Genomic DNA, 17,460 nt, shown 5'->3' on the forward strand with positions numbered 1-17,460 from the left:
TCTATATTCATTTTACAATTAATTGTTCGATGATTAATGCTTTAATTATGAATTCTTTATGTATTTTTACTGGGTTTATCAATAGTTTTTATAAACAACATCAAAAAGGGTGACATCTAAGATGAAAATGACGATTCGAAAAAAACTATTTGGTGGATTTTTGGCTGTATTACTTAAATTAGTAGTATTAGCGACTGTTTCATTTTTTCAGATCACAGCTGTTGATAATAATTATTCGAATTTGATTGATGATAAAGCTAAAAAGTTAAATATGATTAAAGACCTTGAAATAGCGGCTAAAGAAGAACAAACAAGCTTAAGGGGATATTTAATCATTGGTGATGATAAAGCTTTGCAAAATTATAACAATGCACGTGAAGAATATAAAAATACCAGTAATCGTTTAGAGGAAATGATTAAAATTTCCAAAGCGAAAGAATTATTAAATGAACTAAATAATATTGAAAAGGAATATCGCGAATTTGCGAATAATGTAATTCAATTAAAACAAGCTAACAAACCAGAAGAATATACCCAAATGGTTGTTAATCAAGGTCGTGAAATAGTTAACCGATTTAGTGAAAAGGCTAGTGAGTTTAGTGATTTTCAACAAGTCGTATTAGATGATGGAAACAGCTCGACTTCCAAAGATGTTGATTCTATCAAACAAGTTGTTTTACTATTAAGCATTCTTTCCATCTTAATTGGAATGGTTATTGCTTATTTCATTGGTCAAATGATATCGAAACCGATTATTTTAATCACGAACGCAGCTGGAAAAATTGCACAAGGGAATTTTACGAATGAGGAAATAAAAGTGAAAAATAAAGATGAACTTGGCAATCTAGCAATATCTTTTAATCAAATGTCTTCCAATTTACGCGATTTAATTGGGCAAGTACAAATTAATTCAGACTATGTAGCCTCAACTGCAGAGGAATTATCTATGAGTGCTGAGCAAACAAGTAAAGCTTCTGAGCAAATCACTTTTACAGTTCAAGAAATTGCTGTTGGGGTAGATAAAGAATTTAAAAGTTTAGAAGAAACTTCACAAACCATTAGTGAAATGGCAGCTGGAGTGCATCAAATTGCAAGTAACTCCAAAATGGTTTCGACTACAGCATTAGAAGCTTCTGAGAAAGCAGAAGAAGGAGGAGAAGCCCTTAAAACAGCCGTGAAGCAGATGAATTCGATTCATCAAACAGTTGAAGGACTGGCTAAAGTCATTGAAGGGCTAGGTAATCGTTCGAAAGAAATTAGTCAAATCATTGATGCGATTACGGGGATTTCTGCCCAGACAAACCTATTAGCACTAAATGCAGCGATCGAAGCGGCTAGAGCAGGGGAACATGGACGTGGCTTTGCCGTAGTGGCAGATGAGGTTAGGAAGTTGGCAGAACAATCCGCATTCTCAGCCCAACAAATTTCGCATTTAATAACGAGTATTCAGGTGGAAACGGATATAGCTGTAAAGTCCATGAATGTTGCAACGAATGAAGTACTTGCAGGAATTGAGGTTATTAATATAGCCGGTGATTCATTCACTCAAATTGAATGTTCAGTAAGTAAAGTCGCTGGACAAATACAAGAAGTTTCATCAGCTGTACAGCAAATGGCTGCTGGTTCGGAGCAATTGGTTCAATCGATGAAATATATTACCCAAATTGGAGAAATGACCGCATCCAGCACTCAGGAAGTTTCAGCAGCAACTGAGGAACAATTAGCAACAATGGAGGAAATCACTTCTTCGTCCATCTCTCTATCAAAAATGGCTGAAGATTTACAGCAGATAATTGGGAAATTTAAGATCTAGGTTGAATGGGAAAGGGTGTCCAGTATATTTTTGGACACCCCTAAAATCTATATTTAACATGATCTAAAAGACAACCTCCTACTTATAAAAATAGTAATCTTTAAGATGACAATTGAAAGTAGAAGGTAATACCATATATCCCACCAAACCAGGCTGTGCAGTATATCCAACTTTTTAAGCAAATGGTTAGCGGAATAAATGCAAACCACTGAAATGACGTATTTTAACCAACTATATCTCCAGTTCGTTTTGGCTAATACAATGTATAAAAGGCAAGCAGCTAAATAGTAAATGGCAGAAAAAGCAGTCGTATCTAAGTATATATTATCGAACCAACCAAGCTGGTAGTATCGATTCGAGAAAAGCATAATAGGAGTAAAATTAAAACTCGCTGCAATAGGACCGATAATTAGAAATAGTATGATAAAATGCTTAACATCTTTAAGAGGCTGTAAAATCTTTTGATAAATCCATTTAGCTGTCATGAAATAAAATGGAAGTCCTAGTGCTGTATATTCCGTCCTCCACCAATTATGCGAATAGATTTGAAGCTTTAAAAATAGCCACTCAATCCCTGCAAAAAGTCCGATAAGGGCAAAAATCCAAAACCAATTTTTCCGAAGAGCGGCAATGAAAGTAGCTGCAACGGGTAATGCTAAAGCATTTGAAGCGATTGCTCCAACCGCGCTATCATAGACAAGATTAGATTTAATTATTTTCGGAAAGTATTGGTAACTATGGAGAAAATTATAAATCACACCCTCGATAATGTACCCAACACCGACCATAGCAAGGAAAAGCAGAATGACAGGTTTATTTCTTTTTTTATAGAGAACATAAAATAGAAGAAAAAGACTTATGCTCCCCAATCCTAAATACCAATAAGAATTGAAATTCATGAATCTTACTCCTTCCATTTCATTCCTTTCGGATAGTATCAAACTGATTGGGAAAATTATTCAAAGTAATGTCGAATTGATTCATAAAAATTTAAGTAATAGCAGCATATTATTCATAATTATGGAGAATAGAGAATCATGTAGCATATAATAATTGAAAAGCTTTTAAATTTGGAAAAATATACGTGGAAGGAGCGTGGATGATGACTAAGCGTGTGGTAAAGGAAAAGGAATATCAATTCTTAAAAAGAGAGCTTCAATTTTTAGAAGAATCTGAAGTTCTTCCGAGTGGTCGGGCAAATGAAATTCAAGACCTTTATGAAGTGGAAGAAGGTCTTTCTTTTACGAGAACATTATTATATGTTGGTGCGATTTTAATCGGAGCTGGAATTCTAAGCTTTATTGCGAGTAATTGGGGGGAAATAGGAAAATTAACTAAATTTCTATTTATTCTAGGTATGTTTATTAGCTCTAATCTGGCTGGATATAAGATGGAATCCAATTATCCGAAAACATCCAAAAGTTTTTATTATTTAGGTACCCTTGTCTATGGAGCAGGAATCTTTTTAATTGGACAAATGTTTCACTTTGGCGGTGATTTTCAAGATGCTTTTTTATGGTGGTCGCTTGGAATTTTACCCTTAGCATGGGTACTAAAAGATAAATGGATTTTGATGGCTGCATCCTTTTTTGTCCTTATTTATATGAGCAATGGAATATTCTGGGCCAGTAACAGTATTCCTTATTGGATACTTCTTTGGATGATAGCTATCCATCTATTAAATGAAAAAATTGGTTTTTCAAAGATAACTGGATTTATAACAGGTGTGATATCACTTGTTTTCATCGGAACCATACTGAACTTTTTTATCCAAGGTCAAGATGGAATGTTTTATATTTACGGTCTAATTTACCTAACGATCGGTATAGCACTTGTTTTAACAAAAGTAAAATTAAGAAATGTTTACGTCATTTTAGGTTATCTCGTTCATGGAGCAGCAGCCTTTGCTTTATCCTTTGGGGAAATTTGGCCAGCAGATTGGATGTATATTCCGTTTTCAATCGTGTATATAATGTTTCTTTTTTACTTGATTCATAAAGGCAGCCTATTCAGTATCATCCTTTTATGTGTTATGATTTTCCGCTTCTATCTTGATATTTCATTTGCGTTTTTACCAAAATCATTTGTGTTTATTATCGGTGGTCTTCTCTTACTTGGATTTGGCTTTTATTTTGAAAACAAAAGAAAAAAAGGAGGGGGCATGTCATGAACAAGCATTTAAAACAGCTAATCATTGCCTGTACATTTCCCGTCCTAATTCTTTTGGGTATGACCTTGACTCCTTTAATCACATTAGTGAATGGAGAAGAAATTATTCTTCAAACCGTTCCTGTTGATCCATCTGATTTATTTCGTGGCGATTATGTGACTTTACGATATGAAGCAGAAGAAGTACGTAAGGAATTGGTCGAGCCTGAAGTTGTATCAGAATTAGAAAAAGGTGCGAATGCTTTAAAAGTATATGTTCTTTTGGAACAAAAGAATGGGGTCTACACCCCGACAAAAGTTAGTCTTAATAAGCCAAAGAATGGTATTTACTTAAAGGGAAGACTGGAATACATTGGTCAAAATGTTGATCAGATTGAGGTTGCCTATATCCAATACAGCTTAGATAAGTATTTTGTTGAAGATAACACAGGATTGGATTGGGAAAAGGCTTCTGCTAAAGGTGAAATTTTAGCCAAAGTAAAGGTGAATCATGGCTATGCTTATTTGGTAGATATTATAAAGAAATAACGGGAGTAGGGAGTCGTTCTCATTTGGATGACTTCCTTTATTTTTATTTGCTAAAAAAGAATGGTTAAAAGTCATTTTCGAAGCGTTAGTTATAGAAAATTAGGATGAGTATTTAAAGTACATGTTCATCTAGTCTTTTTATGACTATCTGACTATCAAGAGGTAGTAATAAATAACTGTTTTTCAAAAAATTACAAAAATATATTATTTAATTCATATTCTCCGCTTATGATTATCTTGATAATGAAAAAATAAAAGGAGGATATGCATGAGAGGCAAAAATAAGTTTCTTCGTTTACTAACCATTGCAATATTCGTTCTATCTCATTTTTTTAGTGCCTTTTCGATTCGTGGACAAGCAGAAGAATCATTAGTAGTTTCAGAGGATTTATTCATTTCTGAGTATTTAGAGGGTAGCTCAAATAACAAAGCCATTGAAATATTCAATGGGACTGGGCAAGAGGTTGATTTAGCTCGGTATAGTGTAGAGTTATATTCAAATGGTGCGACAACTCCTACAAACAAGCAAACTCTCACAGGAAGTCTAGCAAGCGGTAGTGTTTATGTAATAGCAAATAGCCAAGCGAATGCAGAAATTTTAGCGAAGACTAATTTAAAATCTGTTGTGGCCAATTTCAATGGCGATGATGCCATCGTCTTAAAAAAGAATGACACCATTATTGATGTTTTCGGACAAGTAGGCATGGATCCAGGTACAGGTTGGGGAACTGGTGAGTTTTTAACGGTAGACCATACTCTTATTAGAAAAGATTCTATAATAACAGGCGATAAAAATTCAACGGATTCTTTTGATCCTTCTATAGAATGGAATACTAATCCAAAGGATTTCATTGCAAATCTAGGAGTACATGGTAAAGATTCTGGAACAAACCCTGATCCAGACCCAGGGACAGGCATTATTAAAATTGCCGATGCAAAAACAAAGATTGGGAAAATGGTCATCATTGAAGGTGTTGTAACGGCTGACAATTCGGCAATCGGCGGTGGCAAGCTATCCACCTATATCCAAGATGAAACAGCAGGGATCAATGTCTTTGAAATGGACCCTTCTGCTTTTCCTGAATTAAAAGAAGGCACGAAAGTCAGAATGACAGGTTCGATTACTTCCTATAAAAGCTTAACGGAAATTCAACCGATCGCAAATGGAATTGAAATATTAGCCACCAATGTTGAGATTCCACATCCGAAACCAATAACCATTGCAGACCTTCAAGAAGTTTCTAAATCAGAACCAATTGAAGGGCAACTCGTGAAAGTAACAGGGTTTGTTAGTAGCATTCCAACCGTTTCAGCAGGTGGTGGCTATAACATTAGTTTTATTAATGAAAACTTCCAATCTACTATTCTACGTGTCATGGAAGGATCATTAGATATTACTGGTTTGCAGCAAGGTAAATGGTACGAAGTAACGGCGATATTAAGCCAATATGATCAATATCAACTTATCCCTCGTAAAGCAGCTGACTTTACGATCCTAGATCCACAACTACCAGAACCTGTTGCTTCTGGTTTATATGATTCTACGGTTGCGAGTGTAGTAGATGGTGATACAGTACACTTAACAACACCAGTTCTTGGTACGACCAAAGTTCGTTTTGTCAATATTGATACACCTGAAACGTATCACAAAGTTGTAACAGAAGCCGATCGCAGTCAAAAAGAACACGGTGAAGCAGCAAAAGCATACTTAAACACGTTGTTGAAAGCTGGAGATTCAATCAGTCTTAAAATTGGTGAAGAGCCAATGGACGCTTATGGACGACTTTTAGCACAAATCATCCGCAAGTCTGATAACGTTAACGTTAATATTGAAATGGTCGAAAAAGGTTATGCATCCACTTATTTTATATGGCCAATTGGAGAAGACTATGAAGTTTTCTCTAAATCTGTCAAAAAAGCGAAGGATGCTGGTTTAGGGATTTGGAACCCAGCAAATCCTCTAATGGAACTACCATTTGAATTTAGAGCTAGAGAGCAAGGTAAAGGGTTTACTAGACAGGTAGGTAACTATTTTACGAAAAAATACGTTGCCCCAGCTGAATGGGAAACGGTTCCAGTGGAAGCACGTGTATTCTTTAATTCAGAAGAAGAAGCTAAACAAAATGGATATACTCAAGAAGGTACAACACCAACAGAAAACATTCAACTTCAGCTTTTAGGCGTTAATGACTGGCATGGAAAAATTGATGTCACTTCAACGGTGACTGGTGTTCAATATGGTCGTGCTGATTATTTGGCCGCTTATTTACGTGAAAGGGAAGCGTCCAATCCGAACACATTAATGATTCATTCTGGTGATATGTTTGGTGGAAGTTCACCCGTATCAGCTTTACTACAAGATGAGCCAACCATCGAAATTATGGAATCAATTGGATTTGATGTTGGAACAGTAGGTAACCATGAATTTGACGAAGGGGTATCGGAGCTACTTCGCATGATTAATGGCGGTGACCATCCAAATGGTACAAAAGGCTATGATGGAATTAACTTCCCAACAGTAGCTGCTAATATCGAATATAAAGATACTGGAAAGTTTGTTCTTGAACCTTACACAGTTAAAGAAATTAGTGGAGTGAAGGTAGGCTTCATTGGGGTTGTAACAACGGAAACGCCGAAAATTGTCATTCCATCTGGAGTAGATAGCATTCAATTTACAGACGAAGCTACGGCTATCAACAAATACGTACCAGTGCTTCAGGAACAAGGAGTAGAAGCAATAGTAGTACTTGCTCACGTACCTGGGGATCAGTCTGGCACTTCAGCTTCCGGTGAAATTGCGGACTTAGCTAACAATGTAAATGATGCAGTTGATATCATTTTTGCTGCACACAATCATAAAAAAGTAAATGCTGTAGTCGATAATAAACTAATCGTTCAAGCTTGGGAATATGGGAATGCTTTTGTTGATATTGATGTGGAAATCGATCCTGTCACAAAGGATATTGTAAAAAAATCAGCTGAAATCGTAGACGTTATTCAAGAAAACAGACAATTAGATGCAACTGTGTCAGCTATATTACAAAAATACGAACAGCTTGTTTCCGGTAAGGTAAATGCTGTCGTTGGAATCAACCAAGAAGAAATGCTTAAAGGTTATCCTACGAAAGAAATTTTAGGTGACAATGCACTAGGTAATTTTATTGCTGACGGAATGAAATTTGCGATGAACGCAGATTTTGCTTTAATGAATGGCGGAGGAGTTCGCGATAACTTGAATGCAGGCGAAATTACATGGGGTGAATTGTTTAATATCCAACCATTTGGAAATACACTCGTAAAAGTAGATGTAACCGGTAAGCAATTCGAAGAAATCTTAAATGCCATGATTAATCCCGCATATGGTCCAGACTCTTTTATAGGAGGAGCACGCTACAATTGGGATACAAAAACAAATAAAATCGTAGATCTTTACCTAGAAAATGGTGAAAAAGTAGATCCAGCAAAAACGTATTCACTTGTTGTAAACAATTATATGTATAACCAAACTTCTGCAAAATACAAGCTAATTAGTCAGTATGGACAAAATGTAATCCAAGGTCCAGAGGATATTGAAGCATCCGTTCAATTTGCTAAGAGCTTTGTAACATCGATCTCGTATAAGGCAGAAGGACGAATTAGTACAGATGTCGAAGCACCAGTGACGTTAGTTGATACAAATGGTGTCGTTGGCGAATTTTTTAACAATAAAGATGTAAAAATCAACTTTACCGCTGTGGACAAAGGTATTGGTGTGAAAAATACTTTTTACCGAATAAACAATAGTACTTGGACTACTGGAAACGAGGTTATTATCACAGCAGATGGTAGGAATGTAGTTGAGTTTTACTCCTTGGATAAAGTAGGAAATGCGGAAGCGATTCAGTCCGTTACAATCGCTATCGACAAAACAGCTCCTATAATCACAGCGCCAGATTCAATTTCTATTTATCCATATGAGGAATTGTCGGCGAGCATTAAGATAGAAGATGTATTGAGTGGTGTAAAAGAGATTACAATCACATTAGATGGCGATGTCGTGTCAACAGATATTAAAGTAGAGCCATTCAAATTATCTGTAGGGACACACAAAGTCGAAATCACCGCAGAAGACCATGCTGGAAATATTTCTAACAAAGTAATCAAGATTGAAGTGAAAATGGATCTTGGACATTTAGATGAATTCATACAATCAGGAGTTAATAGTAAGGCAATCGATAGAAAAATAGCTGATAGCCTCCTGTCCAAAGTTGAAGCCGCACAAAATGCTAACCAAGTGCAAACGAAAAAGAACATTTTAAAAGCATTGATCAACGAAACGAAAGCACAATCTGGCAAGAAGATTGATAAAGAGTTTGCGGATCAATTGATCGAAACAGCAACAGCAATTCAGAATTCACTATGATTCTAAAACTAATGATCATTTTAGTTATCAAAAAAGTATAAAGAAAGGGAAGATGTGAAATGATTTCATATCTTCCCTTTTATATGGAGGTCTAATGAAAAACCTTAGTGCTTTCACTGGGGTTATTTGTTATTAACTTTTCTCCCATAAATAGTTCTTGTCAAAACAATTTGTACAATCATATAAACAACGATGATGATTAAATTAAAAACGCCAGGATCCTCATTAAATGTAAGGATTGAAATATCACTTGAACCAACAAGATGACCACTCGTAAAATTAAAGATTAAATGAGCGAAGGTGCTAGGAAACAAGGAGCCACTTTGTAAATAAATATATAAAAAGACGCAGCTCATCAGCATTAAAATAACAATATTAATCGGGTCTAGCCCTCTGAAAATATGAAAAATCATAAAAATGATACTAGTAGCTACATATAATTTTTTCGGACTCAATTTTTTTAGATTAGCAACAAAATATCCTCTGAACAAAATCTCCTCGTAAAAAGCCGCAACAAACCAAGAAAGAAAGATTAATAAAAATAGACCATAAAAACTCCCTTTCGTAAATACTTCTGTATTCCATTGGGCATGGATGACACCGCTGTTTGACAATACCATAATATAGATGAAATACAGAATCACTGTTAAAGCGATAGAAAGGAAGGAAAATAATAAATCCTTTCTATTTAGATGAAACCCTAATGTACGTAATGACTTTTTATCTATAAATTTATAAAAAAGTAAAGTTCCAATTACAGGTACGGCACTTATCAAAATTCCAAATAATCCAAATGCGGATAAGTCCTTTGTCTCTAAATACTTATATAATCCTAGGGGGAACAACAATAAATAATTTAATAAAAAGTTAATCAAACAAATTGTAAAGATACGGGTTAAACTAATTTTCATCCTAACCATCCTTTTATGTGTTTTATTGAATTGCTTAGCCTAACTATATTTTTTTAAAGTCATAACATTAAGTTACTTCTAGCTATAAATAAGTCATATCTAAAATTTGATATTGAAGTAATATTTTGGTAGTAGGATAATAGTGGATAGAAATATTATAAGGATGATGGATATGGAATTTATATACGAGAACCGAAAGTGGAATTGGCTAGATACCTTTTTATTTTTTGTACGGACTTTTTGGATTTACTATAATGCTAGTACGATTATTGATCTTTTCCCGACTAATTCAAAATGGTTCTTATTTATATGGGTGATTTCGATTTATTTAGTACCATATTTATTTTACCGGCCTGGATATATTAAGTTTCATTATTATCTAGCGGCGGAAACTATTTTAACAGGCAGTATGTTTTTACTTTTAATGTATCAATTTCATTACGCAGATATTTATGATTTTTTATACCTACCATTAATCACCATAGCTTATATCTGTCAAAGAAAGCCTTTAGTATGGATCGGACCTTTCATCGGTGTTGGACTTTTCCTCATTGGGACATGGCTAGGTAGCTTATTCAATCAAGAGAATAATATTTTAGGTGAAATGATCAATATTTCTTTTTTTTATGGATTTGGCTTTGCTTTGGGTAAAGTTACTTTGATGTACAATAAACAGAAAGAATTAATAGAATCCATTCAGGAGAAAAATAGAACACTAGAACAATATTCTAAAAGAATCGAAGAATTAACGATTATGGAGGAAAGGAATCGAGTTTCTCAAGATTTACATGATACGGTTGGTCATATTTTTACCTCTGTCATCACAAGTTTGGATGCCCTCCCATTTCTTTTAAAAGCAAATAAAGAAGAAGGAGAATTATATATAAAGGAGATTTCCGATCTTGCTCGAAAAGGATTAAATGATGTAAGAAATACAATACATCAATTATCACCTTTAGAAGAACATCAAACTCTTTCTGAATCATTCTATAGTGTGGTCAATGATTTTATGAAACACACTGGGACGAATGTTCTCTTTAAACTGGAAGGGGTCGAAAGCGAACTAGGCGAGAGAATGAAATTCACGCTAATCCGATGCTTACAAGAATCACTAACAAATGCAAAAAGACATGGTCATGCAGGGGAAGTTTCGATAACATTGGTTTTTGATAAAGAAGTTGTTACCCTTCAAATACAGGATAATGGTATAGGAACAACTAAATTAATTCCAGGGTTTGGGTTGAATTCTATGAAAGACAGATTATCCGTTTTACAAGGTAATATGGAAATTCACTCCAATCCGGAGCAAGGAACCAAATTATTTTTTACCATTCCATTGGCAAAGGAGAAATTGATTACCGTATGATCCGTACAATGATTGTGGAAGACCAGGAACTCATTCGAAAAAGTTTAAGGATTGTATTGGAGAGCATTTCAGATATCGAAGTGATTGGGTTAGCGGAAAATGGAGAAGAAGCTATTCGCTTCTGTGAAAACGATATTCCGGATATTATCTTAATGGATATTCAAATGCCTATCATGGATGGCGTTCGTGCGACTCAGGAAATTAAGGAGCGCTGGCCAGAAATAAAGGTTATCATTCTTACGACTTTCCAAGATATCACTCATGTCCGGAATGCGCTACATGCTGGTGCAGAGGGCTATATCCTTAAAGCAGTTGATCCAGATTTTCTCATTAAAGGAATAGAATTAGTGTTTCACGGAGGCTCTCTTGTACCACAGCATTTAGCAAAGGAAGTTTTTCAAGCAATGAGCTCGGAAGTCTATGATAAAGATGGACAAAATTCTTCCATAAACAACCCTTATCAATTAAATGAACAGGAACTTAAGGTTTTGAAATATTTAGCTCAAGGATTACCAAATAAGGCAATATCAGAAATGATGTTTCTATCTTTAGGAACGGTAAAAAACTATATATCTAATATATACTCTAAGTTAAACGTAAAAAACCGATCATCCGCCATCATGAAAGCTATGGAAGAAAGCCTAATTTCTAAAAAATAAACCTCACCATGGGGTTTATTTTTTTATGACTTATTTTATCCTTTTTATGACCTCTGGCAACTACTTTTAATGACTTTTCAACAGTAAAGTTAGACTTGAACGAAACATTAAAAGTTCAGAAGGGGTTAGTAAGATGATATTTAAAAAGATTAGAGTTCTAGTTTCACTGATTATCTTCCTTGTTCCAGTCCTAACTCAAAGAGTATATGCGAATGATAACCAACTATCTCAAGTAAAGTTGGAAAAGGTTGAAGCATACGTAAAAGAGCAATATGAGAAGGCAGGAATACCGGGAGGGTCTTATGCAATTGTTTATCAAGATCAAATAATTGCTGTAAAAGGAATTGGTTATAGCGATTTAAAATTGAAGAAAAAAGCCTCTTCAGAGACCATTTATTCCATCGCATCTGTTACTAAGCCCTTTACGGCAACAGCGATTCTCCAGCTGATGGAACAAGGTAAATTGAAGATCGATGATCCAGTGCAAAAATATTTACCATGGTTTAGCTATAAGGATAAAGAAAAATCAAAATCTGTAACGATCAAACATTTACTCACCCATTCAGCTGGAATCAATCGTTTTGACGCGGATGGGTCCATGTTTAAAAACGAAAAAGTGAACAGAAATTCACTTGAAGACTCGATAAGATCATTAAAAACGGTGAAAATGACCGACTCACCGGGAGTGAAGGGACAATATTGCAATACTTGTTTCAATATACTTGGATTAATTATTGAGAAGGTTTCAGGAGAAAGTTATTACGATTATATGAAGAATCATGTCTTTCAACCTTTGAATCTTCAACACACGGTTTACGGTCATAACCTGAAAAATCAAACGAATTGGGATATTGCAAAGGAATATAGTTGGTTTTTTGGATTTAGAAACAATAGGCTGCTAAATTTTGAAACCTTTGGAAAAAGCCAAGATCCTGAGGGGGGAATTTATACAAATGCTGAAGATTTAGCCAGTTATGTTCAATCAATGTTAGGGCATGGAAAAACACAGATATTAGATCCAAGCACGTTGAATCGCTCTTTTGAAGGGGTAGTTACTTCGGAGGAAGAGGATTGGGAATATACGTATGGCGGTTTTACCGTAGGTAAGATAGCTAATGAAACAGCTTTATATAAAGGTGGGGATGCGATTGGTTCTGGTGCCTCCATTTTATTTTTGCCAGAGCAAGAATTAGGAGTTGCTCTAATAAGCGGAGAATCCAATTCTGAAGTGAAGTTTACAATTACTAAAGGGATATTGCAGATATTACTAGGAGAAGAACCGGCTTCAAAGGACTACCCCATTCCTTTATTTAAACTATCAGGTACCATTATGTTGGTAGTGACTATTTTAAGTGCTTTATCAATTATTTGGTTATCATGGTCTATTTACCAAAGGATGAGGACGAATAGTAAAACTGTAAAATTCCGCTTTATTTCAATTTGTCTAAGTATATTATTTTTCATCATGGCTTCAGGACTGGGCTATCTTCTTTTAACAGTGAGGCTCTCCCAAATAGGCTTTTACGGATTTCCTATAGATTGGGCAGTGGGCTTAAATAGTTTACTAATTACGTTTACCTTATGGGCGATTTATCACACATATTTAAGTATTAGTTCAAAAAAGTAAATAAAGGGTGGATGGATAAATGAAAAAAATGATGATGTATTTATCAATGGTGGTACTAGCTTTCATGTTAACAGGATGTTCTGTTGACCTTGATTTTTCAGCTTCCAAATCAGATCAATTTACAGAAACAGCAGAGACTCTTGGAGATCAATTTACTGAAACAAAGAATAAAATGGAAAGGCTTGAACAAAAGGAATCTTTAACTTCAAACGATCAGAAACTAATCGTTAATGAAATTAATGAACTATCTAAAGTGATGAATGAATTTGAAACAGAAGACGCTCCCTTTCTAGTAAAACAGGCTAAGAAAATAGCTGTGAAAAAGCTTAAGGAAAGAAAAAAAGTTATTATGACTATACAAAAAAAAGCTAAAAAAGGTTCTGCCAATCATGAAGATGTCAAAGAGATCATAAATGCACTTTCAGATGATATTGAAATCAATTTATTTAAAAAATAAGTTTAAAAAAGTCAGCGGAAGCTGACTTTTTTTAGGAAAGTATAACTTTTTTGGAATTCGAAAAATGTCCAGCTCCAGCGCCTAGCCCCTCGAGGTCAAATGTTCGCCACCCAAAAAGTCAAAGAACGACTTTCCGGGTGGCGAAGCATTTGCTTGTCGGGGCTAATCAAGGCGCTTGCGCTTTTCTTTCTTACCACAAAGTTGGTTTCGCGACCATGAACCAAAGCATGATCATAAGAATAAAAAGATAGATCCAAACAGATCGTGATAATTTTTCAATTAGATGTAGTTTATCTACATCAGGATCGTTAAATTTACGCAATACCGGTGAAAAGGCGCGTGCAAGAAAAAATACGGAACCGAACATTACAGCAAGTGTTGCGATAACCCAAGAAGTAGCCCATGTCCAAGGACCATAGGCAATCAATAAGACTCCTGATCCAACTAGAACATGACCCGCATGTTTAACAAGTCTGATGGAAATCCCAAAAATATCTATGTAAGCCTGTTGAACCTGATATTCAGCTGATTTCAACTTTTTTACAATGGGAATCAGAATGAAAAATGGCCCAACAGAAAGGATAACGCTACTAACGTGAAGATAAATAAGAATTCGATAAAATATATCCATTTCTCAACATACTATTTCTGAACGGGGCTAAATTCATGTACCCAAACTCTCATTTGTGGTAACCACGGCATTCCAGGATGGTAGGAAAGAATGGATTGTTTATAGTCTTCTACAGTTTCGTAACCTTCTTGTTTAGCATGCTCATCTGTTAGCTCACCAAGTGCTTGAGAATATACTTTATCCACAACAAAGTCATGTCCTTCAAGAGTCATGATCTCGCCTACATCTGCATATCTACCGTTACGACGAGTAGCCGTTTTTTTGCCTTCAAGGACTAGTTTAATATCCGCAGGAAGGGTAATAAGGCGCTCAATTGTACATGTTTTTGGTGGTAATGTTTGGTTTTCATGTTGGTTTGTCATAATAAAAATTCCTCCTTTATTTAGTTTCCTATAAACATTATCATAATTTTGCTTAAGATAAAAATTTAGTGACCTGATTTTCTTTGTTTTCGCAACTTATAGAATGAAATTAGCAGGAAAAAAGAATAAATTAGAGAAGTAATCAATACTTGAACAGTTATATGAGGAGGACAACAATGGAAATTTGGGATATATATAATAAGATGAGAGAAAAAACAGGTAAGACAATTGTTAGAGGAGAAAAACTGGAAGAAAATGAATACCATCTTGTCGTTCATGTCTGGATTGTAAATCGTAAAGGAGATTTTTTGATTCAAAAGCGATCAAGTAAGGTAAAATCCAATCCAAATATATGGGCGGTAACTGGTGGAGCAGCCATTGCAGGAGATGATAGTTACAAAGCCTGTGAGCGCGAAGTAATTGAGGAAATCGGAATTAAAGCAGATATGACAAACGCACAAGTGGTTTTTACTATAATGAAGAATGACAGTATAAGTGACGTGTGGTTAATTAAACAAGATTTTGAAATAGCAGATTGTAAACTGCAGCTAGAAGAAGTAAGCGATGCAAAATGGGCAACCCGTCAAGAAATCGTGGAAATGATCGAACATGGAAAATTCCACAGCTATCAGTATATTAAAGACATATTTCAAGTGGCTGAAGAGAAATATCAATTAAAATAGTTTGATTGAGTTATATACCAAGAAGATAAAATAGATTTTTTAAGATAGAAAGAAGTAGGGAGAAAAATGGATAAAATTAGTGTGTTAATTGCTGATGACGATAAAGAAATTAGGGACTTAGTAAAGAGATATTTAGAAAGAGAGCTATACATAGTAGACATCGCGGTAAATGGGGAAGAGGCTCTTCGGCTATTTAACGAAAATAAATACAATCTCATCATACTAGATTTGATGATGCCTAAAGTAGATGGAATAGAGGTTTGCCGAAGGCTTAGAGAGAAAACGAATATTCCCATCCTTATGCTTACAGCAAAGGATCATGAGATTGATAAAATCATAGGATTAAGTATCGGTGCCGACGATTATATTACAAAGCCTTTTAGTATCAATGAAGTAGTTGCTAGGGTGAAGGCGTTAATGAGGCGTTATATGATTTTAGGAAGCGACGGGATTTCAAATGAAAAAACAATCATTAAATATAAAGGTCTATCTATTGATTTAAAAAAATACACAGTTCTAGTAAGAGGCGAGGAAATCTCCTTAACAGCTAAAGAATTGGAACTGTTAAAATTTTTCGCATCACAGCCTGAACAGGTCTTTACGAAGACACAGCTTTTCCGTAATGTTTGGGACAGTCAGTACATAGAAGATGATAATACTGTCATGGTCCATATTAGAAAGCTTAGAAAGAAAATCGAGGTAGATCCCTCGAATCCACAATTCATTCAAACAGTATGGGGGATAGGATATAAGTTCTCAGGTGAGAAGGATGAGGATTGATAAGGTTTCGATATTAATAATCCTACAACTCGTGTGTATGACATTACTTGTCATTTACAACCTGCCTTTAGGGATGTACGAAAGTATTTTATTCATCATTCTTTTTATCCTATCAATTATTTTATTAATGAAAAGATTTCAGTTGATTAATCGTCTTAAATCTATGGATGTTGAAATCAAACGATCCATCAATGGAAACTTAAAGACGAGAATATTTGCCAACCATGACAGTGCTTTAAATGAAGTGATTTTTTCACTTAATGACTTAATTGAAAAATATGAACAAGTTTATATTGAGGCAATTAAATCCCAGGAAGCTAGAAAAAGCCTTCTTTCTAGTATTTCACATGATATTCGAACACCGCTTACATCGATTATTGGATATGTCGATGCTCTCGTAGATGGGATTGCTACCTCAGAAGCTGAAAGGCATGAATTCCTTGAAATTATTTCTAAAAAATCAAATGGCTTAAAGGAATTGATTGATCAAATCTTTAATATGGCCAAATTAGATGCGGATGAAATTCCGATGAAACTAGAAATTATAGATCTAGCTGAAATGACAAGAGGGTTATTAATTGAGTTTCTACCTGAATTAAAACGAAATCAAATAGAGTTCAAAGTGAATATTCCTGATGAAAGATACACTGTTCTAGCTGATCGCATAAGCATTTTACGAATTATAAGCAATATAGTAAAGAATGCGTTGCAATATGGAAAACAAGGGAAGGTTTTAGGGATAGACTTGAGTGTAACAAGGGCTGAATATCAAATACATATTTGGGATCGAGGTCCTGGGATTCCTAAAGCTGATTTAGAGAATGTATTTGAAAGAATGTATCGGGTAGACCCATCAAGAAATTCACAAATAGCTGGTAGCGGGTTGGGATTAGCCATTTCAAAAGTGTTAGTCGAAAAAAATGGTGGATCCATATGGGTAGAAAGCATTCCATGGGAAAAAACAACATTTATCGTATCATTCCCTAAATCTAAACGCAATTAAGGAACTATTAAGAAATAGTTCAGAGGCAGTTAAAACCTTCTGATTATTATATGTACATAAGCTTTATTG

The 17,460-nt window shown here is 34.9% G+C and carries 15 protein-coding genes; 11 read left to right on the forward strand and 4 right to left on the reverse strand.

Annotation, left to right across the window (positions count from 1 at the left end):
- The first annotated feature begins 121 nt into the window (after positions 1-121).
- Complete coding sequence (locus tag ACFSO7_RS15335) at positions 122-1,813, forward strand: methyl-accepting chemotaxis protein (protein WP_377878204.1); 1,692 nt, start codon at positions 122-124, stop codon at positions 1,811-1,813.
- A 53-nt stretch (positions 1,814-1,866) separates the two neighbouring features.
- On the opposite strand, the gene ACFSO7_RS15340 is transcribed toward ACFSO7_RS15335, so the two are convergent.
- A complete protein-coding gene (locus ACFSO7_RS15340; protein WP_377878205.1) occupies positions 1,867-2,712 on the reverse strand; it encodes a hypothetical protein in 846 nt (281 codons plus the stop codon).
- Positions 2,713-2,915: 203 nt separating this feature from the next.
- Between ACFSO7_RS15340 and ACFSO7_RS15345 the strand changes: the two genes are divergently transcribed.
- The 3 genes from ACFSO7_RS15345 (at position 2,916) to ACFSO7_RS15355 (ending at position 8,912) form a co-directional block, all read left to right on the forward strand.
- On the forward strand, positions 2,916-3,983 hold the full coding sequence (locus tag ACFSO7_RS15345; protein WP_377878206.1) for a DUF2157 domain-containing protein: 1,068 nt from the start codon (positions 2,916-2,918) through the stop codon (positions 3,981-3,983).
- Positions 3,980-4,510, forward strand: coding sequence for a GDYXXLXY domain-containing protein (locus tag ACFSO7_RS15350; protein WP_377878207.1), 531 nt, complete (start codon positions 3,980-3,982; stop codon positions 4,508-4,510). The genes ACFSO7_RS15345 and ACFSO7_RS15350 overlap by 4 nt, the downstream gene beginning before the upstream one ends.
- Positions 4,511-4,778: 268 nt before the next feature.
- Entirely contained in the window at positions 4,779-8,912 is a 4,134-nt protein-coding gene (locus tag ACFSO7_RS15355; RefSeq protein WP_377878208.1) for a 5'-nucleotidase C-terminal domain-containing protein, read from the forward strand.
- Between the two features lie 122 nt (positions 8,913-9,034).
- Here the strand turns inward: ACFSO7_RS15355 and ACFSO7_RS15360 are convergent, their stop codons facing one another.
- Positions 9,035-9,823 (reverse strand): CPBP family intramembrane glutamic endopeptidase, encoded by a 789-nt coding sequence (locus tag ACFSO7_RS15360; RefSeq protein WP_377878209.1) that lies wholly within the window; start codon positions 9,821-9,823, stop codon positions 9,035-9,037.
- 172 nt (positions 9,824-9,995) lie between these two features.
- Between ACFSO7_RS15360 and ACFSO7_RS15365 the strand changes: the two genes are divergently transcribed.
- The 4 genes from ACFSO7_RS15365 (at position 9,996) to ACFSO7_RS15380 (ending at position 13,932) form a co-directional block, all read left to right on the forward strand.
- The gene (locus tag ACFSO7_RS15365) at positions 9,996-11,189 is read left to right on the forward strand and encodes a sensor histidine kinase (RefSeq protein WP_377878210.1); all 1,194 of its coding nucleotides are present in this window, start codon (positions 9,996-9,998) and stop codon (positions 11,187-11,189) included.
- A complete protein-coding gene (locus ACFSO7_RS15370) occupies positions 11,186-11,848 on the forward strand; it encodes a response regulator transcription factor (RefSeq protein WP_377878211.1) in 663 nt (220 codons plus the stop codon). The genes ACFSO7_RS15365 and ACFSO7_RS15370 overlap by 4 nt, the downstream gene beginning before the upstream one ends.
- A gap of 133 nt (positions 11,849-11,981) precedes the next feature.
- Complete coding sequence (locus ACFSO7_RS15375) at positions 11,982-13,475, forward strand: serine hydrolase domain-containing protein (protein ID WP_377878212.1); 1,494 nt, start codon at positions 11,982-11,984, stop codon at positions 13,473-13,475.
- Between the two features lie 19 nt (positions 13,476-13,494).
- Positions 13,495-13,932, forward strand: a complete 438-nt coding sequence (locus tag ACFSO7_RS15380; protein ID WP_377878213.1) for a hypothetical protein — start codon at positions 13,495-13,497, stop codon at positions 13,930-13,932.
- A gap of 190 nt (positions 13,933-14,122) precedes the next feature.
- Here ACFSO7_RS15380 and ACFSO7_RS15385 read toward each other — a convergent pair whose 3' ends face one another.
- Entirely contained in the window at positions 14,123-14,563 is a 441-nt protein-coding gene (locus tag ACFSO7_RS15385; RefSeq protein WP_377878214.1) for a hypothetical protein, read from the reverse strand.
- An 11-nt stretch (positions 14,564-14,574) separates the two neighbouring features.
- Entirely contained in the window at positions 14,575-14,925 is a 351-nt protein-coding gene (locus ACFSO7_RS15390) for an ASCH domain-containing protein (RefSeq protein ID WP_377878215.1), read from the reverse strand.
- Positions 14,926-15,101: 176 nt separating this feature from the next.
- On the opposite strand from ACFSO7_RS15390, the gene ACFSO7_RS15395 reads away from it, so the two are divergent.
- The 3 genes from ACFSO7_RS15395 (at position 15,102) to ACFSO7_RS15405 (ending at position 17,391) form a co-directional block, all read left to right on the forward strand.
- On the forward strand, positions 15,102-15,608 hold the full coding sequence (locus ACFSO7_RS15395) for an NUDIX hydrolase (RefSeq protein ID WP_377878216.1): 507 nt from the start codon (positions 15,102-15,104) through the stop codon (positions 15,606-15,608).
- Positions 15,609-15,674: 66 nt separating this feature from the next.
- Entirely contained in the window at positions 15,675-16,388 is a 714-nt protein-coding gene (locus ACFSO7_RS15400; RefSeq protein ID WP_377878217.1) for a response regulator transcription factor, read from the forward strand.
- Entirely contained in the window at positions 16,378-17,391 is a 1,014-nt protein-coding gene (locus tag ACFSO7_RS15405; protein ID WP_377878218.1) for a sensor histidine kinase, read from the forward strand. The genes ACFSO7_RS15400 and ACFSO7_RS15405 overlap by 11 nt, the downstream gene beginning before the upstream one ends.
- The last annotated feature ends 69 nt before the right edge of the window (positions 17,392-17,460 follow it).

The organism is Bacillus sp. CGMCC 1.16607 (genome assembly GCF_042683745.1).
In the GTDB taxonomy this organism is placed as follows: domain Bacteria; phylum Bacillota; class Bacilli; order Bacillales; family Cytobacillaceae; genus Pseudoneobacillus.

Coding starts and splice junctions, on each gene's coding strand:
- ACFSO7_RS15335 (WP_377878204.1), top strand. CDS start 122: ATGAAAATGACGATTCGAAAAAAACTATTTGGTGGATTTTTGGCTGTA.
- ACFSO7_RS15340 (WP_377878205.1), bottom strand. CDS start 2,712: ATGAATTTCAATTCTTATTGGTATTTAGGATTGGGGAGCATAAGTCTT.
- ACFSO7_RS15345 (WP_377878206.1), top strand. CDS start 2,916: ATGACTAAGCGTGTGGTAAAGGAAAAGGAATATCAATTCTTAAAAAGA.
- ACFSO7_RS15350 (WP_377878207.1), top strand. CDS start 3,980: ATGAACAAGCATTTAAAACAGCTAATCATTGCCTGTACATTTCCCGTC.
- ACFSO7_RS15355 (WP_377878208.1), top strand. CDS start 4,779: ATGAGAGGCAAAAATAAGTTTCTTCGTTTACTAACCATTGCAATATTC.
- ACFSO7_RS15360 (WP_377878209.1), bottom strand. CDS start 9,823: ATGAAAATTAGTTTAACCCGTATCTTTACAATTTGTTTGATTAACTTT.
- ACFSO7_RS15365 (WP_377878210.1), top strand. CDS start 9,996: ATGGAATTTATATACGAGAACCGAAAGTGGAATTGGCTAGATACCTTT.
- ACFSO7_RS15370 (WP_377878211.1), top strand. CDS start 11,186: ATGATCCGTACAATGATTGTGGAAGACCAGGAACTCATTCGAAAAAGT.
- ACFSO7_RS15375 (WP_377878212.1), top strand. CDS start 11,982: ATGATATTTAAAAAGATTAGAGTTCTAGTTTCACTGATTATCTTCCTT.
- ACFSO7_RS15380 (WP_377878213.1), top strand. CDS start 13,495: ATGAAAAAAATGATGATGTATTTATCAATGGTGGTACTAGCTTTCATG.
- ACFSO7_RS15385 (WP_377878214.1), bottom strand. CDS start 14,563: ATGGATATATTTTATCGAATTCTTATTTATCTTCACGTTAGTAGCGTT.
- ACFSO7_RS15390 (WP_377878215.1), bottom strand. CDS start 14,925: ATGACAAACCAACATGAAAACCAAACATTACCACCAAAAACATGTACA.
- ACFSO7_RS15395 (WP_377878216.1), top strand. CDS start 15,102: ATGGAAATTTGGGATATATATAATAAGATGAGAGAAAAAACAGGTAAG.
- ACFSO7_RS15400 (WP_377878217.1), top strand. CDS start 15,675: ATGGATAAAATTAGTGTGTTAATTGCTGATGACGATAAAGAAATTAGG.
- ACFSO7_RS15405 (WP_377878218.1), top strand. CDS start 16,378: ATGAGGATTGATAAGGTTTCGATATTAATAATCCTACAACTCGTGTGT.